23 protein-coding genes are annotated in these 16,953 nt (G+C 37.8%); 4 read left to right on the top strand and 19 right to left on the bottom strand.

Annotated elements, in window-relative coordinates:
* Window positions 1–167: 167 nt before the first annotated feature.
* Complete coding sequence (locus tag MKY27_RS09775; RefSeq protein WP_339194730.1) at window positions 168–524, bottom strand: cupin; 357 nt, start codon at window positions 522–524, stop codon at window positions 168–170.
* 248 nt (window positions 525–772) lie between these two features.
* On the opposite strand from MKY27_RS09775, the gene MKY27_RS09780 reads away from it, so the two are divergent.
* Window positions 773–1,048: a hypothetical protein gene (locus tag MKY27_RS09780; protein WP_339194732.1), complete on the top strand. Its 276-nt coding sequence runs from the start codon at window positions 773–775 to the stop codon at window positions 1,046–1,048.
* Between the two features lie 156 nt (window positions 1,049–1,204).
* Here MKY27_RS09780 and MKY27_RS09785 read toward each other — a convergent pair whose 3' ends face one another.
* From MKY27_RS09785 to MKY27_RS09815, 7 genes are all read right to left on the bottom strand, one after another.
* Window positions 1,205–1,591, bottom strand: a complete 387-nt coding sequence (locus MKY27_RS09785) for a molecular chaperone (RefSeq protein ID WP_339194734.1) — start codon at window positions 1,589–1,591, stop codon at window positions 1,205–1,207.
* A gap of 293 nt (window positions 1,592–1,884) precedes the next feature.
* Window positions 1,885–2,751 carry an ABC transporter permease gene (locus MKY27_RS09790; RefSeq protein ID WP_339194735.1) on the bottom strand — a complete coding sequence of 289 codons (867 nt, stop codon included), beginning with the start codon at window positions 2,749–2,751 and terminating at the stop codon, window positions 1,885–1,887.
* Window position 2,752: 1 nt separating this feature from the next.
* A complete protein-coding gene (locus MKY27_RS09795) occupies window positions 2,753–3,682 on the bottom strand; it encodes an ATP-binding cassette domain-containing protein (RefSeq protein ID WP_339194737.1) in 930 nt (309 codons plus the stop codon).
* Window positions 3,675–4,079 carry a DUF3021 domain-containing protein gene (locus MKY27_RS09800; RefSeq protein WP_339194739.1) on the bottom strand — a complete coding sequence of 135 codons (405 nt, stop codon included), beginning with the start codon at window positions 4,077–4,079 and terminating at the stop codon, window positions 3,675–3,677. Before MKY27_RS09800 ends, MKY27_RS09795 begins: the two co-directional genes overlap by 8 nt.
* On the bottom strand, window positions 4,076–4,531 hold the full coding sequence (locus MKY27_RS09805; protein WP_339194741.1) for a LytTR family DNA-binding domain-containing protein: 456 nt from the start codon (window positions 4,529–4,531) through the stop codon (window positions 4,076–4,078). The genes MKY27_RS09800 and MKY27_RS09805 overlap by 4 nt, the downstream gene beginning before the upstream one ends.
* 259 nt (window positions 4,532–4,790) lie before the next feature.
* Window positions 4,791–5,684, bottom strand: coding sequence for an SDR family oxidoreductase (locus MKY27_RS09810; protein WP_339194743.1), 894 nt, complete (start codon window positions 5,682–5,684; stop codon window positions 4,791–4,793).
* Window positions 5,685–5,912: 228 nt separating this feature from the next.
* Window positions 5,913–7,529: a thiamine pyrophosphate-binding protein gene (locus MKY27_RS09815; protein ID WP_339194745.1), complete on the bottom strand. Its 1,617-nt coding sequence runs from the start codon at window positions 7,527–7,529 to the stop codon at window positions 5,913–5,915.
* A 210-nt stretch (window positions 7,530–7,739) separates the two neighbouring features.
* Here MKY27_RS09815 and MKY27_RS09820 point away from each other — a divergent pair, with 210 nt between their 5' ends.
* From MKY27_RS09820 to MKY27_RS09830, 3 genes are all read left to right on the top strand, one after another.
* Window positions 7,740–8,294, top strand: a complete 555-nt coding sequence (locus MKY27_RS09820) for a hypothetical protein (protein WP_339194747.1) — start codon at window positions 7,740–7,742, stop codon at window positions 8,292–8,294.
* Window positions 8,295–8,421: 127 nt separating this feature from the next.
* Window positions 8,422–8,841, top strand: a complete 420-nt coding sequence (locus tag MKY27_RS09825) for a hypothetical protein (RefSeq protein WP_339171604.1) — start codon at window positions 8,422–8,424, stop codon at window positions 8,839–8,841.
* 291 nt (window positions 8,842–9,132) lie between these two features.
* Window positions 9,133–9,615 (top strand): phosphatase PAP2 family protein, encoded by a 483-nt coding sequence (locus MKY27_RS09830; RefSeq protein WP_339194749.1) that lies wholly within the window; start codon window positions 9,133–9,135, stop codon window positions 9,613–9,615.
* Between the two features lie 9 nt (window positions 9,616–9,624).
* On the opposite strand, the gene MKY27_RS09835 is transcribed toward MKY27_RS09830, so the two are convergent.
* The 11 genes from MKY27_RS09835 to MKY27_RS09885 all read right to left on the bottom strand — a co-directional run bounded on the left by MKY27_RS09835 (window position 9,625) and on the right by MKY27_RS09885 (window position 16,946).
* A complete protein-coding gene (locus tag MKY27_RS09835; RefSeq protein WP_339194751.1) occupies window positions 9,625–10,095 on the bottom strand; it encodes a GNAT family N-acetyltransferase in 471 nt (156 codons plus the stop codon).
* Between the two features lie 182 nt (window positions 10,096–10,277).
* Entirely contained in the window at window positions 10,278–10,421 is a 144-nt protein-coding gene (locus MKY27_RS09840; RefSeq protein WP_339194753.1) for a hypothetical protein, read from the bottom strand.
* A gap of 185 nt (window positions 10,422–10,606) precedes the next feature.
* Complete coding sequence (locus MKY27_RS09845; protein ID WP_339194755.1) at window positions 10,607–10,741, bottom strand: hypothetical protein; 135 nt, start codon at window positions 10,739–10,741, stop codon at window positions 10,607–10,609.
* Complete coding sequence (locus MKY27_RS09850; RefSeq protein WP_339194756.1) at window positions 10,731–11,141, bottom strand: hypothetical protein; 411 nt, start codon at window positions 11,139–11,141, stop codon at window positions 10,731–10,733. The genes MKY27_RS09845 and MKY27_RS09850 overlap by 11 nt, the downstream gene beginning before the upstream one ends.
* Window positions 11,142–11,204: 63 nt before the next feature.
* Entirely contained in the window at window positions 11,205–11,522 is a 318-nt protein-coding gene (locus tag MKY27_RS09855; protein ID WP_339194758.1) for a hypothetical protein, read from the bottom strand.
* A 239-nt stretch (window positions 11,523–11,761) separates the two neighbouring features.
* Window positions 11,762–13,417, bottom strand: a complete 1,656-nt coding sequence (locus MKY27_RS09860; RefSeq protein WP_339194760.1) for an alkaline phosphatase — start codon at window positions 13,415–13,417, stop codon at window positions 11,762–11,764.
* 163 nt (window positions 13,418–13,580) lie between these two features.
* A complete protein-coding gene (locus MKY27_RS09865) occupies window positions 13,581–14,366 on the bottom strand; it encodes a sulfite exporter TauE/SafE family protein (protein ID WP_339194761.1) in 786 nt (261 codons plus the stop codon).
* 146 nt (window positions 14,367–14,512) lie between these two features.
* Window positions 14,513–14,740 (bottom strand): sulfurtransferase TusA family protein, encoded by a 228-nt coding sequence (locus MKY27_RS09870; protein WP_008404128.1) that lies wholly within the window; start codon window positions 14,738–14,740, stop codon window positions 14,513–14,515.
* 125 nt (window positions 14,741–14,865) lie between these two features.
* Window positions 14,866–15,993 (bottom strand): MBL fold metallo-hydrolase, encoded by a 1,128-nt coding sequence (locus tag MKY27_RS09875; protein WP_339194762.1) that lies wholly within the window; start codon window positions 15,991–15,993, stop codon window positions 14,866–14,868.
* A 44-nt stretch (window positions 15,994–16,037) separates the two neighbouring features.
* Window positions 16,038–16,598 (bottom strand): sulfurtransferase TusA family protein, encoded by a 561-nt coding sequence (locus tag MKY27_RS09880; RefSeq protein ID WP_339194764.1) that lies wholly within the window; start codon window positions 16,596–16,598, stop codon window positions 16,038–16,040.
* Window positions 16,599–16,649: 51 nt separating this feature from the next.
* A complete protein-coding gene (locus tag MKY27_RS09885; RefSeq protein ID WP_339194766.1) occupies window positions 16,650–16,946 on the bottom strand; it encodes a rhodanese-like domain-containing protein in 297 nt (98 codons plus the stop codon).
* Window positions 16,947–16,953: the final 7 nt, after the last annotated feature.

The following is a 16,953-nucleotide window of genomic DNA, read 5'->3' on the forward strand; positions in this document are numbered from 1 at the left end:
CTGCATATTTTCTAACACTCCCCAAGAAAAAAATGTTGCTCCACAATATGGCCCTATAATTGAATAAAGCACTCTTCTTTTTCAAGAAAAGTGCCGATTGGTATTGATGTTGGAAGCTGCTGACTAGGTTTTTTGTTGCAGAAATTTTAAAGCGATTTCCATAGATTTTAATTTTTTAAGGGCATATATAAGGAAGGATTTAGTTTATCTCTTTCAATTAGTATAGCAGTTAAACCTTTATCTGATTTAGTTTCATGCCATTCATCTTTTCTCCAAAACACCGCATCACCAGATTGGACTTTAAAATACTCTTCTTTATCGTTACATACATACCCTTCTCCTGTTATTATTAATAAAAGTTGGGGTACTACTGCTTGATGATACCCTATAACACCACCTTCATCTAAGTGCATCCATCCAATATTGGTCTTTTCGTCTGTTTGGATAATTCGGGACATTATAAAATTTGAATTGAAATGAGAAATCTTCTTACCACTTTCTTTACTAAATTTATAATACTCCATTATGTACCTCCAAGCTTACGGATATAGAACACTTATTCAATAATATTGATCGTTAATCCTTTAAATCCTATTAAACTTAACCTTGTATAGAAGATGGCTATTTCACAATATGTTCCTTAACTGGGAACGTGATCGAATCTATCATATGGTTTACTTGCTTTGTGGACGTTATTTTATGCAAAAAATGTGAAACCTTATATTCATATATTTCGTAAATGTAGATATTACTAAAAAAAGGAGGTTATTTCATGGAATTTTCTGTACTAGATGCAGTAATTTTATTTATTTGTGCGTATTTATTGCTTACTGTAGCTAATTTGAATAATCGAATCAAAGATATGCAGACTACTTTAAAACAAATAACTAAACAAACAATTACACCTGACCATCCGATAAATAATGAATTAAAACAACTATTAAAAGAAGGCGCTGATGTCAAGGCAGTGAAAAGGGCAAGAGAACTATTAGGGTTTTCACTATTAGAAGCCAAACAATATATTGATAAATTAAAAAGTGAGATTTAATTTATTGTAATAACACTAATATTTCAATTGTTTTGTTATACATAGTGTATAAATTGTTATAGTAGCAGCGTTTATACTTGCAGAGCTGGTTTATAAATCCTAAATAAAAAGAAGACCTTCGCTTCAACAAAGGTCTTCCTAATTATATCGATGTATTTAAATCGGCTGCTCATTTGCCTGTCCAAATTCTTGGTTAAACAGCTCTTTATCATCAAATGATTTATACATCGGAGCTTCCGCTGAAACTTTTTCGATTTCTTTATGAATGGCTAAGAGCACTTCGTCATTCGATACAATACCAAATAAACTTTCTCGTTTAATCTCACCAGTCGTATATATTGAAAGGTCGTCGTAAACTACGAAATCGATATAGCGAACAACATCGATAAAGCTCCCCCGATGAGTCATCGCAATGCGTAATGGATCCTTTAAAGATATGATCTTATTTTTAAATACAAACTGGATCCCCCCAGCTGGTATGTATATGATTTTGTTTTTTTCTGTTTCGACTATTTTTTCAATTTTTAAAAATTCAAGTTTCATTGTTATTCCTCCTAGTGCTACACCATGCATATACCCTCTTTTCCTCATTATTAATATAAAGACAATAAAAATTTACTAAAAAAATTTTTGAGCTATTAAAATAATCGTCTTAAAATATAGTTTTTACAAAATAATTGGGCATTTCTTCATACGTTTATCCAATTTAATCGCTACTTGTTTATTAATGAACCCTCCAATAATACACCTTCCTAATTTCTCTTTGATATAGTATCTTCCTAAGTCTAGGGAAAAATAAGAAAACCACTTTCCAATAAATCTACGGAAAGTGGTTTTTACTTATGTTGTAGGCGGAATAGAATGGCTGAAATAATGACTATGCCAACAATTGAAGTGCAAATAAATAATACACTCGATAGAGTTCCTAAAATATTACCATCTACTTCATATACAACTCCATAAGTTAGCATATAGGAGTTCATTGCCTCTTCTGCATTTCCAAATACTGTTTGCAAAGAATCTTCCATTAATAATTGACGTAACAATACCGCGACGTGACTCACAGGAAATAAATGAATGACTGTTTGAATTACTTTTGGCAATACCCCCATCGGAACATAGACTGCGCACAAAAACCCAATTAATGTACCCACCAGTGAATTTACCGTTGAAAATGCTTTTGCTGTTCTTGTTAAAAGTACTATCACTAAATTAATCATTGCACTCAGTAACACCCCGAGCATTATCACACCGAATAGTTGCAATAACTTTTTTACATTCGGTAGATCCCCACCAAGGGACAATAAATATAGTTCACATACAATAAAAGCAATAGACGTCATGATAAAGCCGATTATAACTGAGCTGATAACATAGCTTAGCTGTATAGAAGTTCTCGATGCAGATGTAACAAGAAAATCCGCTGTACGCTTCGATTCCTGATCACTTACGAATATAGCAAATACCGCTAACGTCGATGTCATACCTGTCATTGTCAAAATCCCAGCAATCATCCATTGACTTACAACTAATTCAACAGCTGGTGTCATTGCTATCACTTGACTGATTGCATCTATTTGCACTTTCTGTAAAAAGACAATAAACAACCCGATTGAAATCAAAACAGTCAGCATTGAGAAAAAGACGAGCATTCTGTCTCGGAAGAATATTTTATTGTTGCGAACAATCAAGCTCGTCATCATATTAGTTTTCCTCCCCTACTATATTCGTTTCTATAAATACTTGGTCGAGCGAACCTTTAATAACCTCAAATGATGCAATATATGGCTCGAGTTGTACTAAAACTTGAATCGTCGAAATTGTAGAAGCCACTTCCACCTGCCACTCGTCTTGTTGCTTTTGAGGTATCCCAGGTAAAATAGATGTAACTTCTTCAATTGTAGCAGTCGGTTTTAAGACAAATTTTAAATAGTCTTTCGCATAAAGCGCTTTTAACTCATTCGGCGATCCTTGTGCAATGATTTCACCATTCTTCATGATGACAATATCATCTGCATTTGCTGCCTCTTCCATGTAATGTGTAGTCAAAAATATGGTCATGCCTATTTCATTGCGCAGTCGATTAATTGTTTCCCAAACAAATTGACGTGTTAATGGATCAAGTCCAGTCGTCGGCTCATCTAAAAATAACAGATTAGGCTTATGAATTATTGCCCGTGCAATATCTGCTCGACGACGCTGTCCCCCTGAAAGCGAACCGTATTTTTTATGTTCAATATCTGCAAGCTGTAAATACTGATGCACAAATTGATAATTCTCCTGTAATATTGGCTTCGGTAAACGATAAAAACGACCTCGATGCAAAATATTTTCCTTCACCGTCAATTGATGGTCTAAAATACTTTCTTGAAATACAATACCTATCGTTCTGCGAATTTCCTCATTCCCTTTTAGTGTACCAAGTGTATACCCATCGATTGAAACCGTCCCACTCGTTTTCTCCAAAAGCGTGCATAACATTTCAATTGTAGTAGATTTACCCGCCCCATTATTTCCAATAAATGCAAAAAGTGCGCCCTTTTGTACCGAAAAGCTAATCCCTTTTACGGCATTGAATTCTCCGTAAAGCTTTGATAACTGTCGGACATCAATCAATGTTTGCATGTTACTCACCCCTTTGTTGAAGTTGACTGTTCATTTTTCGTATTACACGCTTTTCATCGGTATAATAATACAGCCAAACTATGAGATAAATAATCGAAGCACGTGCGTATAATAAAATGATAGATTTAGTGTTATTAAGTTCAAACCAGCCGCCATAATACCCTATGACAAAGACTACAGTTACGGTTACAGCATAATGGACTATAAGTACAACTAATATCGGCCATTCCAATTTATATAGCTGATTTGCCAATGCAATGACGATTCCTAAAAGGACGGCATAGAAAAACTGTTTTACAATCGTTTCACTCATCCAGAAATCATTCGGTGACTTTAAAGAAATGAGCATGATGATAAAATAGGATGAACATAGACTTATCAGAATGCTTTGTATTAAATTTTTCATTTGCTATTTCCCCCTAACCCGAATGCCTCTTTTAATGTTTTAAAATAGTTGCGGCTTACCGGTATCATAACTCCATTTTCGAGCGTAAGTTGTGGATTGCCTAGCACCTTCGATTGAATCGAAGTAATTTTCTCAAAGTGAACAAGTGTCGCTTTATTAACACGTAGTAACTGTGTTGAAAATCGCTCTTCCAACTCATAAAGCTTTTGTTTCACTTCCAGTTCATGTTCATCTGTTTGGATATAAACTTTCCCTTGTTCGCTATAAATGCTATATATATCCTGCATTTTAATCAGATGGATATCCCCATCCATGTAGCCGGGAATTGTATCATTTTTCGTTGCTTGGTTAAGCTTTTTCATCAGCTGTACAACTTGCTCATTGTATTCCGAAGCATGCACATGGACTTCAATTTCCGAAAGTTCCTGCTCAATATGTAAATGAATTTTCATAAGTCCTCCCTCTTGATTGGTAGTATAGCACCGCTTTTTGTATGCATTTAATAATTGTGATTAACACGTAAATAGCTGTATGTAAGTTGTAAAATTTGGTTTGTAACATGCATTTTCATTATAAGTATTATTTCCAGGCAATTGTTAAGTAAATTTCAATTTGATCTTAAAACATATCTCAATAAAAAAAACAGCAACCTCCCGTATCATCAGGAGATTGCCGTTTCTTCGTTGAAGGTGCTTTTCGTGCCCTTCAATATTATAAGTCGATTGTTTCGCCGCCTGTTACCCCGTAAATTTGTCCGGTAATATAGCTTCCTTCATCAGATGCTAAAAGGACATATACTGGGGCAAGCTCTACAGGCTGCCCGGCGCGACCAAGTGGTGCATTTTGGCCAAATTCAGGGATTTTGCCATCCGGTTGTCCATTATCCAATTGCAGCGGTGTCCAAATCGGCCCTGGCGCTACCCCGTTCACACGTACGCCTTTAGAAGCAAAGTATGCAGAAAGGTTTACCGTAAAGTTGCTAATCGCACCTTTCGTTGAGGCATAGTCCATTAAAAATGTGGATGGATTGTACGATTGAACCGATGTCGTCGTAATAATTGCACTTCCCGGTTCCAAATGTTCTTCAGCAGCTTTAACGGCTTCAAACATGCTGATAACATTTACTTTGAACGTATCTTCTACTTGTTTGATCGTTAAATCGCTTAGTGTCTCCTGTGCGATTTGCTGACCTGCATTCAATACGAGCGTATCTAATCCGCCAAAAGCTTCCACTGTTTTCTTTACCATTTCTGTTGCCGCGCCATCTTCACGCAAGTCATATGGCAACAGCAACGCTTTTTTGCCGGCTTCTTCGATTAATGCTTTTACTTCATTAGCGTCTTCTTCTTCACCAGGGAAGAATTGAATCGCGACATTAGCGCCTTCACGTGCATAGGCAATCGCGGCAGCACGACCAATCCCGGAATCGCCACCGGTAACTAAAGCATTTCGCCCTTCCAGACGATTATGCCCTTTATATGATTTTTCTCCACAATCAGGTTTTGGACTCATTTCATTTTGTATTGCTGGAGTATTCTGTTCTTGATCCGGGAATTTCTCCGTATGAAATTTTTTTCTTGGATCGTTTAAGTTTGGGTTTCCCATCAAAAATCATCTCCTATCTAGATAGTACATTCATTGCAAGGATAATTTCCGTAAACTTTAAAGCGGCTTATCAGATATTCCTTCACATAAACTGTTACACTTTTTTGAATACCCTGTGTGAATTACTTTAAACAGCATCCATTCTTTCCTGTAATAAAATCAACGACTTATTCCAGCATTTTAGTCATTAAAACCATAAAAAATAGGTTGCCCCATTAAAAGGATCTTTTATTGTGTTTCCGGGAAAAATACTTGTGCTGTGCTGATATCTACGAGTGTTGGGCCCTTCGTATTGAGTGCTTCTTCCATCACAGACTCCAACTCGGTATCTGAAGTAGGACGTAATCCTTTCCATCCGCAAGCTTCAGCCAATTTCACAAAATCAGGATTCGTTAAATCAACACCTACTTCTTCCTTCTTCGCAACTTTCAGCTTGTCCCTTTCCATTTGCAGACTTTCATTATTTAAAACAACGACTGTAATATCCAGTTCATAGCGAGTTGCTGTCAACAGATCTGCAAGCACCATCTGAAGCCCTCCGTCACCAACAATCGCCACTACTTGTTTTTCTGGCTTAATCAGTTTTGCAGCCATCGCAGCTGGAAGGCCAAAGCCCATTGTGCGCCAGTAACCGGAAAATAAAACAGACTGATCTTTTTGTTTGAAGTTACGATTCGTCCATACGGTATTATCGCCGGTATCCAGTGCAAGAATCGCATCGGATGTTACTGTTCGGTCAATGGCACGGATAATTCGGGAAGGATGAACAGGATAACCTTTCGTATTACCTTCCTCCTCATTCTGTGCTGCCCACTTTTCTTTTACTTGTTGTATATGCGTTACCCAATCCTCAGAGCGAATGAATTGTTGCAGGCTCTCCGTTAAAATTGGAATTACTTCCTCTGTTTTCCCCATGATTCCAAGTTCTGTTGGAATTTCTTTTACAAACTTATCCAATTGACGGTCAATCTGAATAATTCGCGCATCCGTTGGCACAAACCCTTCCGGCCACCAAGTCGTCCCTGCAAGAAGTACAACATCTGCCTGTTTAAATACATCAGCAGCATGAGGGTTCCCGCCTTCACCAATCCCTTGTAATACAAGCGGTGAAGATTCATCAAACAAACCTTTTCCGCCTAAACTTGTTAGAATGCCGGCTCCCCAAAGATCCGCCAGTTTTTCCAAATCCGCTGAGACAGAAGTGGCACCTAAACCAGCCAGAATCATTGGTCGCTTAGCTGTTCTCATAATGTCTACAGCGTGTTTCAGACTTTCATTCGTAAAGCTGGAAGTCCCTTCGATTACATCCGGCAATCGACGCGGCGCTCCCTTAGCCGGCATCATCATAATATCCTTTGGTATGGATATATGCGTGACAACCCTTTGTCCAAGAGATGTTCGAGCTGCTTTTTGCAGAACTTCAATTGTTGCATCCGGGCTGGCCAGATTTGCAGAATAAGCGGCAAAAGGCTTTACAAGTTCCTGTTGATCGATATATTGCGGATATTCCGTACCAATCTTTCCACTTTCGGCCTGCCCTGTAATCGCAAGCACAGGCGCTCTGTCTGCATGCGCATCGCCGAGTCCATTGATAAGATTCGCTGCCCCTGGTCCCATCGTTGCGGTACATACACCGAGACCACCCGTTAATTTAGCTTCTGCAGACGCCATAAAAGCAGCTGTCGATTCATGTTTGACAGCAATATATTTAATTTTATCCTGTTTTGCCAATGCATCGATGAGTCCGAATGTCGTATCACCTACTACCCCATATATCCGTCTTACACCGAACATATACAATTGATCAAGCATTAATTCAGAAACTGTTTGCTCTGTTTTTCCCATAACATATGGACCTCCTTGATAGATCTTCCTAACCTGCCAGTTATAAAGTCAAATTTATATTTTTGATCACATTTTTTAACTTTCCCTAAATCATCCAAGTTAATCTTCATTTTTTCAAACAGAGGCTTTGTTATATCGTGTTGGGAAATTTTATCAAATAATATATAATGATTGAACATGCAGAAAAGTCATCTCGAGGAGGAAGACAATATGGCACATCATATTATCGAACAAGCGAAACGTGGCTTGAAGGGTTTTGAAATCGGCTATTATCATACTAGCGGTTGTTATGGTGGCGAGTATGAGGAAGAATTTTATAAATATTTTGCAGACGAAGATTTTGAAACTAGAAAATATTCGATTGCCGCCTTTACTTGTATGCTAGGTACTTGGGAAACAAAGTTTTGCCAAGTATTTTGGTCGGTAAAGGAATGGGAGGAAAATAGCAGTCAGCGTTACCCTCTAAATAAAAGTCAGTTTTATTATTTTGAAGATTATCTTTATTCCTTTTTAGAACATCATGAGCAGATAGAAAAAGAATTCCCTTATATGTTTGAAGAAATAGTGGACTGTTTGATAAAAATTGAACAGGATAGAGGGATTAGTTATGAAAAGTGGTTTCCTGAAATTAACCCCACTGTTATTCACCGAATAAGACAAGAAATATTAATCCCTAAAAAATATTTAGCAGAAAAAAATAGCCCTATGAAATACTTATTAAAAGAAATAGGGATTGAACCGTTTTTTGAAATAGATAAATATTAAATGCTTATCTCTTTTAATAATACACTGATAAAAAGTGGTTTAACCTTATCTACACAAACATTGGAAATATTTTTCCTTCGTAGTTTTTTAAAGGTTGTGCTATATTCAACTTGTCAGGAGTGATTTGATGAAGAAATTTTTAACGATTACTGTAATTATCCTTGCTTTACTTGGAGCAGCAGGCTATGCTGTGTGGCATTTTGGGACAAACATCGCTTCCGAAAAAATCGTCGAACAAGTTGAAGCTAATTTAAATGCTGAAGATAAAGAAGAAGTGAAATCCTATATCGCAAACGATCCAAAGCTGCAGGAAATTGTAAACGAGGCAGCAACTACGGACCCCGATTCTCTACCCTTCCAAACGAAGGAAGAAGCAACTCGTCTGTTAATCAAAAAAGTAGGCATTAATCGTTTATTAGCAATCCAGGAGCAGGCGCAAAACGGTTCAATCAGTGTTGATCAAGTAGTTTCCGAAATGGAAGGCACGCTGTCAGAAGATGAACTTTCCGCGCTAAAATATGTCTTATATAAGGAATTTTATAATTAAAATTAAACACCGCTTCGTAACTATAAAACAAAACTCGATTGCCTATACGGAATCGAGTTCTTTTTAATTCAATGTATTTTTCTTTGCATATAGCCATAATAAGTTATATTTACTTTGCATTATCCTAAATTTTCTTTGTTAGGAGGAACTAATATAAGAAAGTGGCCATATATTTTAGGCATTTTTACTTTCGTTGCATTTTGTTTTTTATGGATAACGTTTGAAACAGCTATTATTAAAGCTTTTGACAAAGGCGCTTTTGAATTATTATACGGAAACAAATTCATTACAATGTTTCATCATATAGGTGAAACGAACTTTATATTTGCTGTCGCAGTCATTCTTTGTATCCTTATCTGGATTCGCAAAAAAGATTTTAGACTGATTGGTTTTGTTATTTTTTCCGTAGGCGGCGGATACGGATTATATCAATTGTTAAAACGCCTGATTGAAAGACCGCGTCCGGATAGAGCGGATCAATTTTCCACATTCAGTTTTCCTTCAGGACATGCAGTGCATGGTTTGGTGTATTTGTTTACGATCGCATATGTACTGAACCGCCTTTATGATTTCAATAAAGCATCACTGATTGTTTGGATTGCCGTGATTATTTTAACTTTACTAATTGGAATTTCCCGAATTACAGAGGCACGTCACTTCGCTTCAGATGTAATAGCTGGTTGGTCCATTGGCTATAGCTGGTTTATTCTTTGCGTATGGTTTTATAAGAGAAGCAATGATTTTAAACGTTCTGAAAAAAATTCCGGAACATAGAATAGTCACTTAATCCAGTGTAAGGTTTTTTTGCATAGTTACAGCTGGAATTTCATCACCATTTTTATTCATGATGATTTCTTCTTTCACGATTTTATATCCCAATTTTGAATAAAGCGCGATATTATTCTTTTCACTTTTTCGTACTTTGCATTTTGAGACAAATACATTGTTTTGCACAGCGTAGCTTTCTAAATAGTTGACCAAGTTAGTTGCTACGCCCTTCCCCTGGTGTTCAGGTAACACTGACAATCTTGAAAAATACATAAACGCCTCATTTAAAATACATTTCACGAGTGCTATTAATTCATCGTTCTCATATACCCCAAACATTTCTGTCCCTTGCTTTAACTCGGTAAGAATGGAGTTCTCTGTTTCATTTAAAGCACTGGACGGTTGCGGATCTGTTTCGTAACGCTTGAACGCTTGATGGATCACTCTAACCGCTTTTGCTGGTTCAATATTCATTTCAATTTTCAAAATAACACTCCCCTTCAATAAATATAAATCCATATTTATAATTATACATATATAGAAAAATAAGTAAATTTAAAAAAGAACACTTTCCTTATATCAGAAAATGTTCTTTTAGTCATATTTATTTAATCTCAAAATCACTTAGCAGATGTCTTGTATAGTAATGCTTGGTGAATGACAAGAATTCAATTCTTATAAAGAAATTCAGCGATCGAATAAACTATAGAAATAAAGGGTAGCGCAACAAAAAAGAAAAACCAGAAGAAATCCGCATTGTTAATTTTAAGCCTAGGTTTAATTTCTCTTTTTGCTTTTACACCAATCTCCATTACTACACTCCTTTACTAAATAATTTTGAAGAAGATTCACTTCTAATTTATCCAAAACTGTAGTAAATCATATACCCTTTCTTTTAGGAAAGCAACCTCTTATCGTGATATTTCAGTTGTATTTTTTCCCACAAAAAAACCGTTAATTTATAATACAAACGCCCTTTTTCACTTTCACCTAATCATTACATCATATTAGGGATAAAAACTTTCACAAATAAGAAGTAGCCTAAAGCACCAATAAATAAGCCGATAATGATGATTCCAATTGATAATGTTTTAATTTTTATGATTTTCACCTCACCTGGATTATCTTTCAATATAAATTACATCATTTGAAGGCTCAAGATACTCTTTACCTCCTAAAGAAAAAGTGGTATGTAAACGTTCAATTTCCGCATACTGAACTGCCTTACCCTCATTGACAAAAACCAATAGATAAATATCATCTCTCGAACCAATGTTACTTGGATCAGTGAATTTAACGCCTACCTGTTCTTCTATACCTGCTTGTGTCGTATAAGGCTGAACTAAAAATGCCTTGTCCCATTCGAAATCGTCAAATGTGTTTAGAGAAGTTTTGCTTGTACTGTTATCGGATACCATAATAATCGAAGAATGCAGTCTTTCTTCAATTTCTGTATTCCGTTTAATATCGCTATCATTACACCCGGTTATCAATAACAAGGATAACAATATAACTGAAATTTGTTTTATCAATACTATTCCCCTTTATAAAATTAGACGCGAATTCTTGTTCAAGACCCGCGCCTTTCAATGTAGTTATGGAGCAAAATCCATTAGACCTGTAAACAATAAAAATAGCGCTACTAGCCAAAAAATAAAGAGCGATGATGAAAGAATTAAAGAGACAACAGGAATTAACTTTTTCTCCTTTTCTTTCGATAACGCTACAAGTGATAATAAGATCCCTATAAATGTCATGCCATAGGTGATATAATCTCCTGTCATATTTCCAGTATGGGCTAACCTTGTCGGTGTTACAAAGACGATAAAGAAACAAATAATACCAATTAGAAGGGAACTATAGCTGATTGGACTATGCTTCCTTTTTGGCGTTCTTTGTTCAATATTTTGCAAATAAACAACCTCCAAAATTTGTAATTATCTTCATTCTACTTTCTTATACAACGTTAATCAAATATCGGACTTTAATTAAATCTTAACTTTTCTATACTATGCCCCTGCATTCCCTAACCCCCATGTTAACTACTATTTTCTAGTTTCGACAGCGAATGATTGATTACCTTTAAAGAACTGCCCTGATTACTTCAAACAAAAAATCCTCACCAAACGAGCTGGCGAGGATAGTTCAGCATTTACTTCAATTCCTTAATTGTTTCTTTTGAAATATAGAATCCACTTTCATTGTATACGCTGATTGTATTCGTTTGAATTTCATTTGTTGTTACTTTGCCTGATTTATCCACTGTTTTTTTAATAATTATGTCCTTATTTTCAGGAATTTCATAAGTAGTCGTACCTTTCTTCACTACAAGTACCGCGTTTTCCTTATCCGATAGGTCGATTGAAGTCGTCATGCCTTTACCATTCAGCGCTATTTCTGCGTTTGTGTAAAGATCCTTTGTTAATTTATCCAATTTAATCCCCATGAAGCTGGCCATTTCTTTTGCTAAATCGGTATTGTCCACTAGTCCGGAAATTCGTTTTGGTCCATAAGAGTACAGGAATACGTCATCTCCCGTATGTCCACCAGTCGTGTATCCTAAATCCGCACGCTTTGATAACAGATTAACGAGTGTACCGGCAAGCTTCTTCGTTTCTGTTGCGTTTAGGACAGCCGTTTCCTCTGCAGTTAAATTATCGAGTCCATATAGTTTCGCTACTTCAACTAAATTCGAGCGATCCGCCTTTAAGTGGCTGAGTGCGCCTTCGACTGTCATCGTTGCCTTCTTCAATGGATTAATATAATTGGAAATATTAATTTTGTCATATGTAGAGTTCGTGTTTTCATTACCGATTGTAATCCCGCTGTTGCCGTGGTCTGTTACCGCTATTACCATTGTATTTTTGTCTTTCTTCGCAAATTTCAGCGCTTCATTTACCGCATCATCGAATGACAAAATATCCGTAACCATTCCGATTGGATCATTCGCATGGGCAGCCCAGTCGATTTTACTGCCTTCGATCATAAGGAAGAATCCGTCCTTATCTTTGTTCAGCGTATCAATTGCTGTTGACGTCATTTCTGCCAACGAAGGCTCATTTGGATTTGTTTTCGTACGATCTAGTTCATATGCTAACGAACTGCCGGCAAAACTTCCGTAAATTTTATCGGATTTAGTCGCTAATAACTCATCGCGCGTTCTAAGGAGGTCATATCCTTTTTCTTCAATCACGCTAACAAGATTTTCGCCATCTTTCCGGTTTTCTGATTTTAGGTATTCATATCCACCGCCAAGAATGACATCCATATTTTGATACACTTGCTGCTCACCGATATCGTCATAGTTACTGCGAGAGGTTACATGTGAAGAGAAGCTTGCTGGTGTCGCATGCTGAATTTCGGAAGTGGAAACAATTCCTGTTGCTTTGCCAAGTTGTTTCGCTCCTTCCAGCACATTGGCAACTGGTGTAAATGCATCGTCCGGATTTCCTTCAACGCCCGGCATATCAATGACGGATGGCAGTACTCCTACATACCCGCTGTTTGATTTGTGACCTGTAGCAAGAGCCGTTCCAGCTGGTGCCGAGTCTGTAATAGCGGATTCGGCTGAATGAGTTGTCACCCCACCTGTTAAAATTTCATCCATTGCGAGACTTTCACCTTTGTACCAGCGTGCCAACGATACCGCATTATTGCTGGAACCGTCCATCACAAGCATGATGACATTTGTAGGCTCTTTTTTTGCCTGTTTTGCTTCAGCCTCTGAATTGAACTGCATAACCGAAAGTGATGATACTGCTACTGTCCCCGCAAGTGCATAAGTAAACCATTTTTTCTTGTTCTTCATCAATGAAATATCCTCCTAAGCAACCGCTAATTTGTAATTCGATTTCATTGTAAAGTTCTTTTGTAAATCTAGAATGGTAGATTTGTAAAACTATATTGAGCCATTGTGAAGGAAATAAAAAAGAGTGAAGCTCACCTTGCCACTTCACCCTTTCCTATTTTTATTATTGTAAAATATCGATCCATATTTTAATAGCTGTTGCACCAATCATGATGGCAAGCAGCCATTGCAGTATTTTAACATTCATTTTCTGACCGACTTTTGCACCAAGCGGCGCTGCGATGATACTTGCAATGATCATAATGAAAGCCGGCCAATAGTCGACCTGCCCAGTCATCACTTTACCGATACTGCCACCGATCGATGAAATAAATGTAATCGCTAAACTTGTTGCGATTGTAATCCGTGTTGGAATTTTTAACACTGTCAGCATAATCGGTACGAGTAAAAAACCGCCTGCTGCTCCGACAATGCCTGATCCGATCCCGACAATGAGTGCAAGTGAACTCGCCAATACTTTATTGAATGTAATTTCTGTAGCGTCTTCAACTGTTTTCTTTGGAATTAGCATCATGACAGCCGCAATAGCAGCAAGCAGCCCATACACAATATTGACGGCATCTTCAGATAAATACCCTGAACCGTAACTGCCGATAAAGCTGCCGATCAAAATTGCGGCACCCATATATAAAATGAGATTCTTGTTCAATAACCCGCTTTTCCGGTAAGCCCAAACCCCCGCTAGCGATGCGAATAACACTTGTACGGCGCTAATTCCGGAAACTTCATGTGCGGTAAATGCAACTAAACCGAATAGTGGCGGAATGTAAAGCAGCATCGGGTATTTGATGATCGAACCGCCGACACCGAGCATGCCGGAAAGAAACGAGCCGATAAATCCAAGTCCAAATATGACCGCTATATACATCAATGATAAATCGATTTCCATATGTTTTCCTTCTTTCAAAAATTCAATTTATACCCCAGCCAAGTAATTGCGAACTCAGCAGTGGTTTATCTTTATTCAGCGGGCGTTTGTATACACCCGCTGAATAAAGATATAGCGAGTAGAAGCTTCATCTACCCGCTATTTTTTTATGCTTTTTGAATATAGAAGTACAGAACGCCCGCTTCTTCTTTTTGTTCAACGATTGTGTGGCCGCCTGCACCTGCCCATGCTTTGAAGTCGTTTAATGCGCCTTTATCTGTTACTAAAACTTCCAGTACTTCACCAGAGTTTATTTTATCAATTGCCTTTTTCGTTTTTACGATTGGCATTGGACATGCTAAGCCTTTTGCATCTAATGTTTGTGTAATATTCATTTAAAATTCCTCTATTCTTAAATTTGTTTGTTGTAAGCGATCTATAAGTTTATCGTGTAACACGGTTGCGTGCCTCTTGAGCGTGAGGCACGCATAGGTGTAACCTTTCAATTTCCAGCTTTAAATTAGCGTACTGCGCAACGGTTTGGACCAATCTCCATTTCCGTTTGCTCGTCGTTATCAGGTGTAATTTTACCCATGTTAACGTGGCGAATTTCTTGATATGCATTTGGTTGAGGTGGTAAGTTATCTGTTACCATTGAGCGGAATGCGTCTTCATCTTCCACATTTAAACCGTGGTTTTCAGCGAATAAATCACCAAGGCGTTTTGCAACTGTACCGTTTTCGTTTAGCTCGTCAATAATCATAAAGTGAGCTGGTAACACGATTAAGTCTTCTGCTAATGTGCGGTAGCAAGAGTATAATGTTTCGCGTAAGTCACCAACCCAGTCTTCAGCAAGTCCTGCTAAGTCTGGACGACCGATTGAATCGATGAATAGGATATCACCTGTTAATAAGTATTTACCGTCGATGACAAATGAAGTTGAACCGATTGTGTGACCAGGTGAATAAAGGGCGCCGACTTCGATTTCAGAAGCACCTAATTGTACTTTTAAACCGTCTTCAAGTGGTGCGTAGTCAAATACAACTTCTTCCGCATCTTTTGGTGGTAAGTAGTATGTTGCACCAGTAGCTGCAGCGATATGACGACCACCAGAAATGTGGTCAGCGTGTAAGTGTGTATCGAAAACGTGTTTAATCTCAACACCTTTTTCTTCAGCGAACTTCGTGAATACTTCTGTGAAACGTACTGCGTCGATAATCGCCGCTTCGCCTTCAGAAATGGCCATGTAAGAAAGACAGCCTTTTCCTAAACGTACGAATTGGTATAATTCGCCGCCGTTTGCAAGATCCCCGACTTTAATCGGCTCAAGGTACATTGACCAAGACTTCATGCCGCCTTCAAGGTAACCGACATCAAGACCCGCATCCGAAAGCATTTCAGCAACCATGATGGATGAACCTTCTTTTGCACAAACAACCAATACCTCTTTGTCGGCAGGAATTTGCGGTAAAATCTCTTCTACACCGTCTAATAATTCGAAGTAAGGAATGTTTAAGTACTCGAATTTGTGACCGTCAATTTTCCACTCTTTAAATGCGTCTTCATTCCGGACATCTAAAATAAACAATTCTTTGTTTTCAAATACTTTGCGTGCCACTTGTGCGGCTGTCCATGCTGTTACTGTCATCGCCAATACCCCCATAGGTATATTTTCGTTTAAAAATTTTTCTACTACTCTACTTCTTTCTGTAACGCGTCTTCATAACCGGTCATGCCCGGCAAGACGTTGTATACTTTTGTAAATCCTGCTTCAGCCAGTTGTCTCGCTGCCAAATCCGAGCGTGTGCCTGTTCGGCAAATGACATAAATTGTTTCGTCTTTATCAAGTTCACCCATTCGTGATGCCAATTCACCCATTGGAATTGATTTTGCACCCGGAATATGACCGAAAGCGTATTCTGCTGCTTCTCGCACATCCAATATTAAGCCTTCTTGTTTCACTGCATCTTCATTTGCAATCGTTTGTTCAAATGATTTCTCCACTGCTTCACTGATTTCCGGATTACATTTACGGATATAGTGATAAAACACACCATCTACTTCATTTGAACCGATATATTGATGACCGACTGTTTTCGACCATGCCGCTATATCTGCTACCGAGCCTTTGTCTGTTGCCTGAATTTCCAGCACTTGTCCTTCTGCCACGTCATTCATCGCTTTTTTCGTTTTGACAATCGGCATTGGGCAAGCTAAACCTTTTGCATCAAGTTGTACGTCTGATTTAATCATTGTTATCCTCCACTCATACCAGTAAGGGTATAAATTATTTTAAAATTTTACTTACTTAACTTCGCCATTCCATTCGAGCATACCGCCTGTCATATTTGTCACGTCAAATCCTTGTGACTCCAGAAAAGCTGTTGCCTGACCACTGCGTGCACCCGAACGGCAAACCATTATATACGGTGTTTTTTTATCCAATTCGTGCATACGGAATTCCAGCAGTCCTAATGGGATATGGGTAACGCCCGGAATATGACCTGCCTCTACTTCCGCCACTTCACGAACGTCGATTAAATGAACCGCTTCACCGGCTTCCAACTTTGCCTGTACTTCATTTGGTAAAATAGTTTTCATCCTGATT

The sequence above is a fragment of the Solibacillus sp. FSL R5-0449 genome, from assembly GCF_037975215.1.
Lineage (GTDB): Bacteria > Bacillota > Bacilli > Bacillales_A > Planococcaceae > Solibacillus.

What these genes read in the sequence shown, in the direction of transcription:
- MKY27_RS09775 (WP_339194730.1), bottom strand. Translation starts at nt 524, where the DNA reads ATGGAGTATTATAAATTTAGTAAAGAAAGTGGTAAGAAGATTTCTCAT.
- MKY27_RS09885 (WP_339194766.1), bottom strand. Translation starts at nt 16,946, where the DNA reads ATGAAAACTATTTTACCAAATGAAGTACAGGCAAAGTTGGAAGCCGGT.
- MKY27_RS09865 (WP_339194761.1), bottom strand. Translation starts at nt 14,366, where the DNA reads ATGGAAATCGATTTATCATTGATGTATATAGCGGTCATATTTGGACTT.
- MKY27_RS09825 (WP_339171604.1), top strand. Translation starts at nt 8,422, where the DNA reads ATGAAGAAATTTTTAACGATTACTGTAATTATCCTTGCTTTACTTGGA.
- MKY27_RS09860 (WP_339194760.1), bottom strand. Translation starts at nt 13,417, where the DNA reads ATGAAGAACAAGAAAAAATGGTTTACTTATGCACTTGCGGGGACAGTA.
- MKY27_RS09815 (WP_339194745.1), bottom strand. Translation starts at nt 7,529, where the DNA reads ATGGGAAAAACAGAGCAAACAGTTTCTGAATTAATGCTTGATCAATTG.
- MKY27_RS09800 (WP_339194739.1), bottom strand. Translation starts at nt 4,079, where the DNA reads ATGAAAAATTTAATACAAAGCATTCTGATAAGTCTATGTTCATCCTAT.
- MKY27_RS09810 (WP_339194743.1), bottom strand. Translation starts at nt 5,684, where the DNA reads ATGGGAAACCCAAACTTAAACGATCCAAGAAAAAAATTTCATACGGAG.
- MKY27_RS09830 (WP_339194749.1), top strand. Translation starts at nt 9,133, where the DNA reads ATGTTTCATCATATAGGTGAAACGAACTTTATATTTGCTGTCGCAGTC.
- MKY27_RS09790 (WP_339194735.1), bottom strand. Translation starts at nt 2,751, where the DNA reads ATGATGACGAGCTTGATTGTTCGCAACAATAAAATATTCTTCCGAGAC.
- MKY27_RS09875 (WP_339194762.1), bottom strand. Translation starts at nt 15,993, where the DNA reads ATGACAGTAACAGCATGGACAGCCGCACAAGTGGCACGCAAAGTATTT.
- MKY27_RS09785 (WP_339194734.1), bottom strand. Translation starts at nt 1,591, where the DNA reads ATGAAACTTGAATTTTTAAAAATTGAAAAAATAGTCGAAACAGAAAAA.
- MKY27_RS09805 (WP_339194741.1), bottom strand. Translation starts at nt 4,531, where the DNA reads ATGAAAATTCATTTACATATTGAGCAGGAACTTTCGGAAATTGAAGTC.
- MKY27_RS09880 (WP_339194764.1), bottom strand. Translation starts at nt 16,598, where the DNA reads ATGATTAAATCAGACGTACAACTTGATGCAAAAGGTTTAGCTTGCCCA.
- MKY27_RS09840 (WP_339194753.1), bottom strand. Translation starts at nt 10,421, where the DNA reads ATGGAGATTGGTGTAAAAGCAAAAAGAGAAATTAAACCTAGGCTTAAA.
- MKY27_RS09870 (WP_008404128.1), bottom strand. Translation starts at nt 14,740, where the DNA reads ATGAATATTACACAAACATTAGATGCAAAAGGCTTAGCATGTCCAATG.
- MKY27_RS09820 (WP_339194747.1), top strand. Translation starts at nt 7,740, where the DNA reads ATGGCACATCATATTATCGAACAAGCGAAACGTGGCTTGAAGGGTTTT.
- MKY27_RS09780 (WP_339194732.1), top strand. Translation starts at nt 773, where the DNA reads ATGGAATTTTCTGTACTAGATGCAGTAATTTTATTTATTTGTGCGTAT.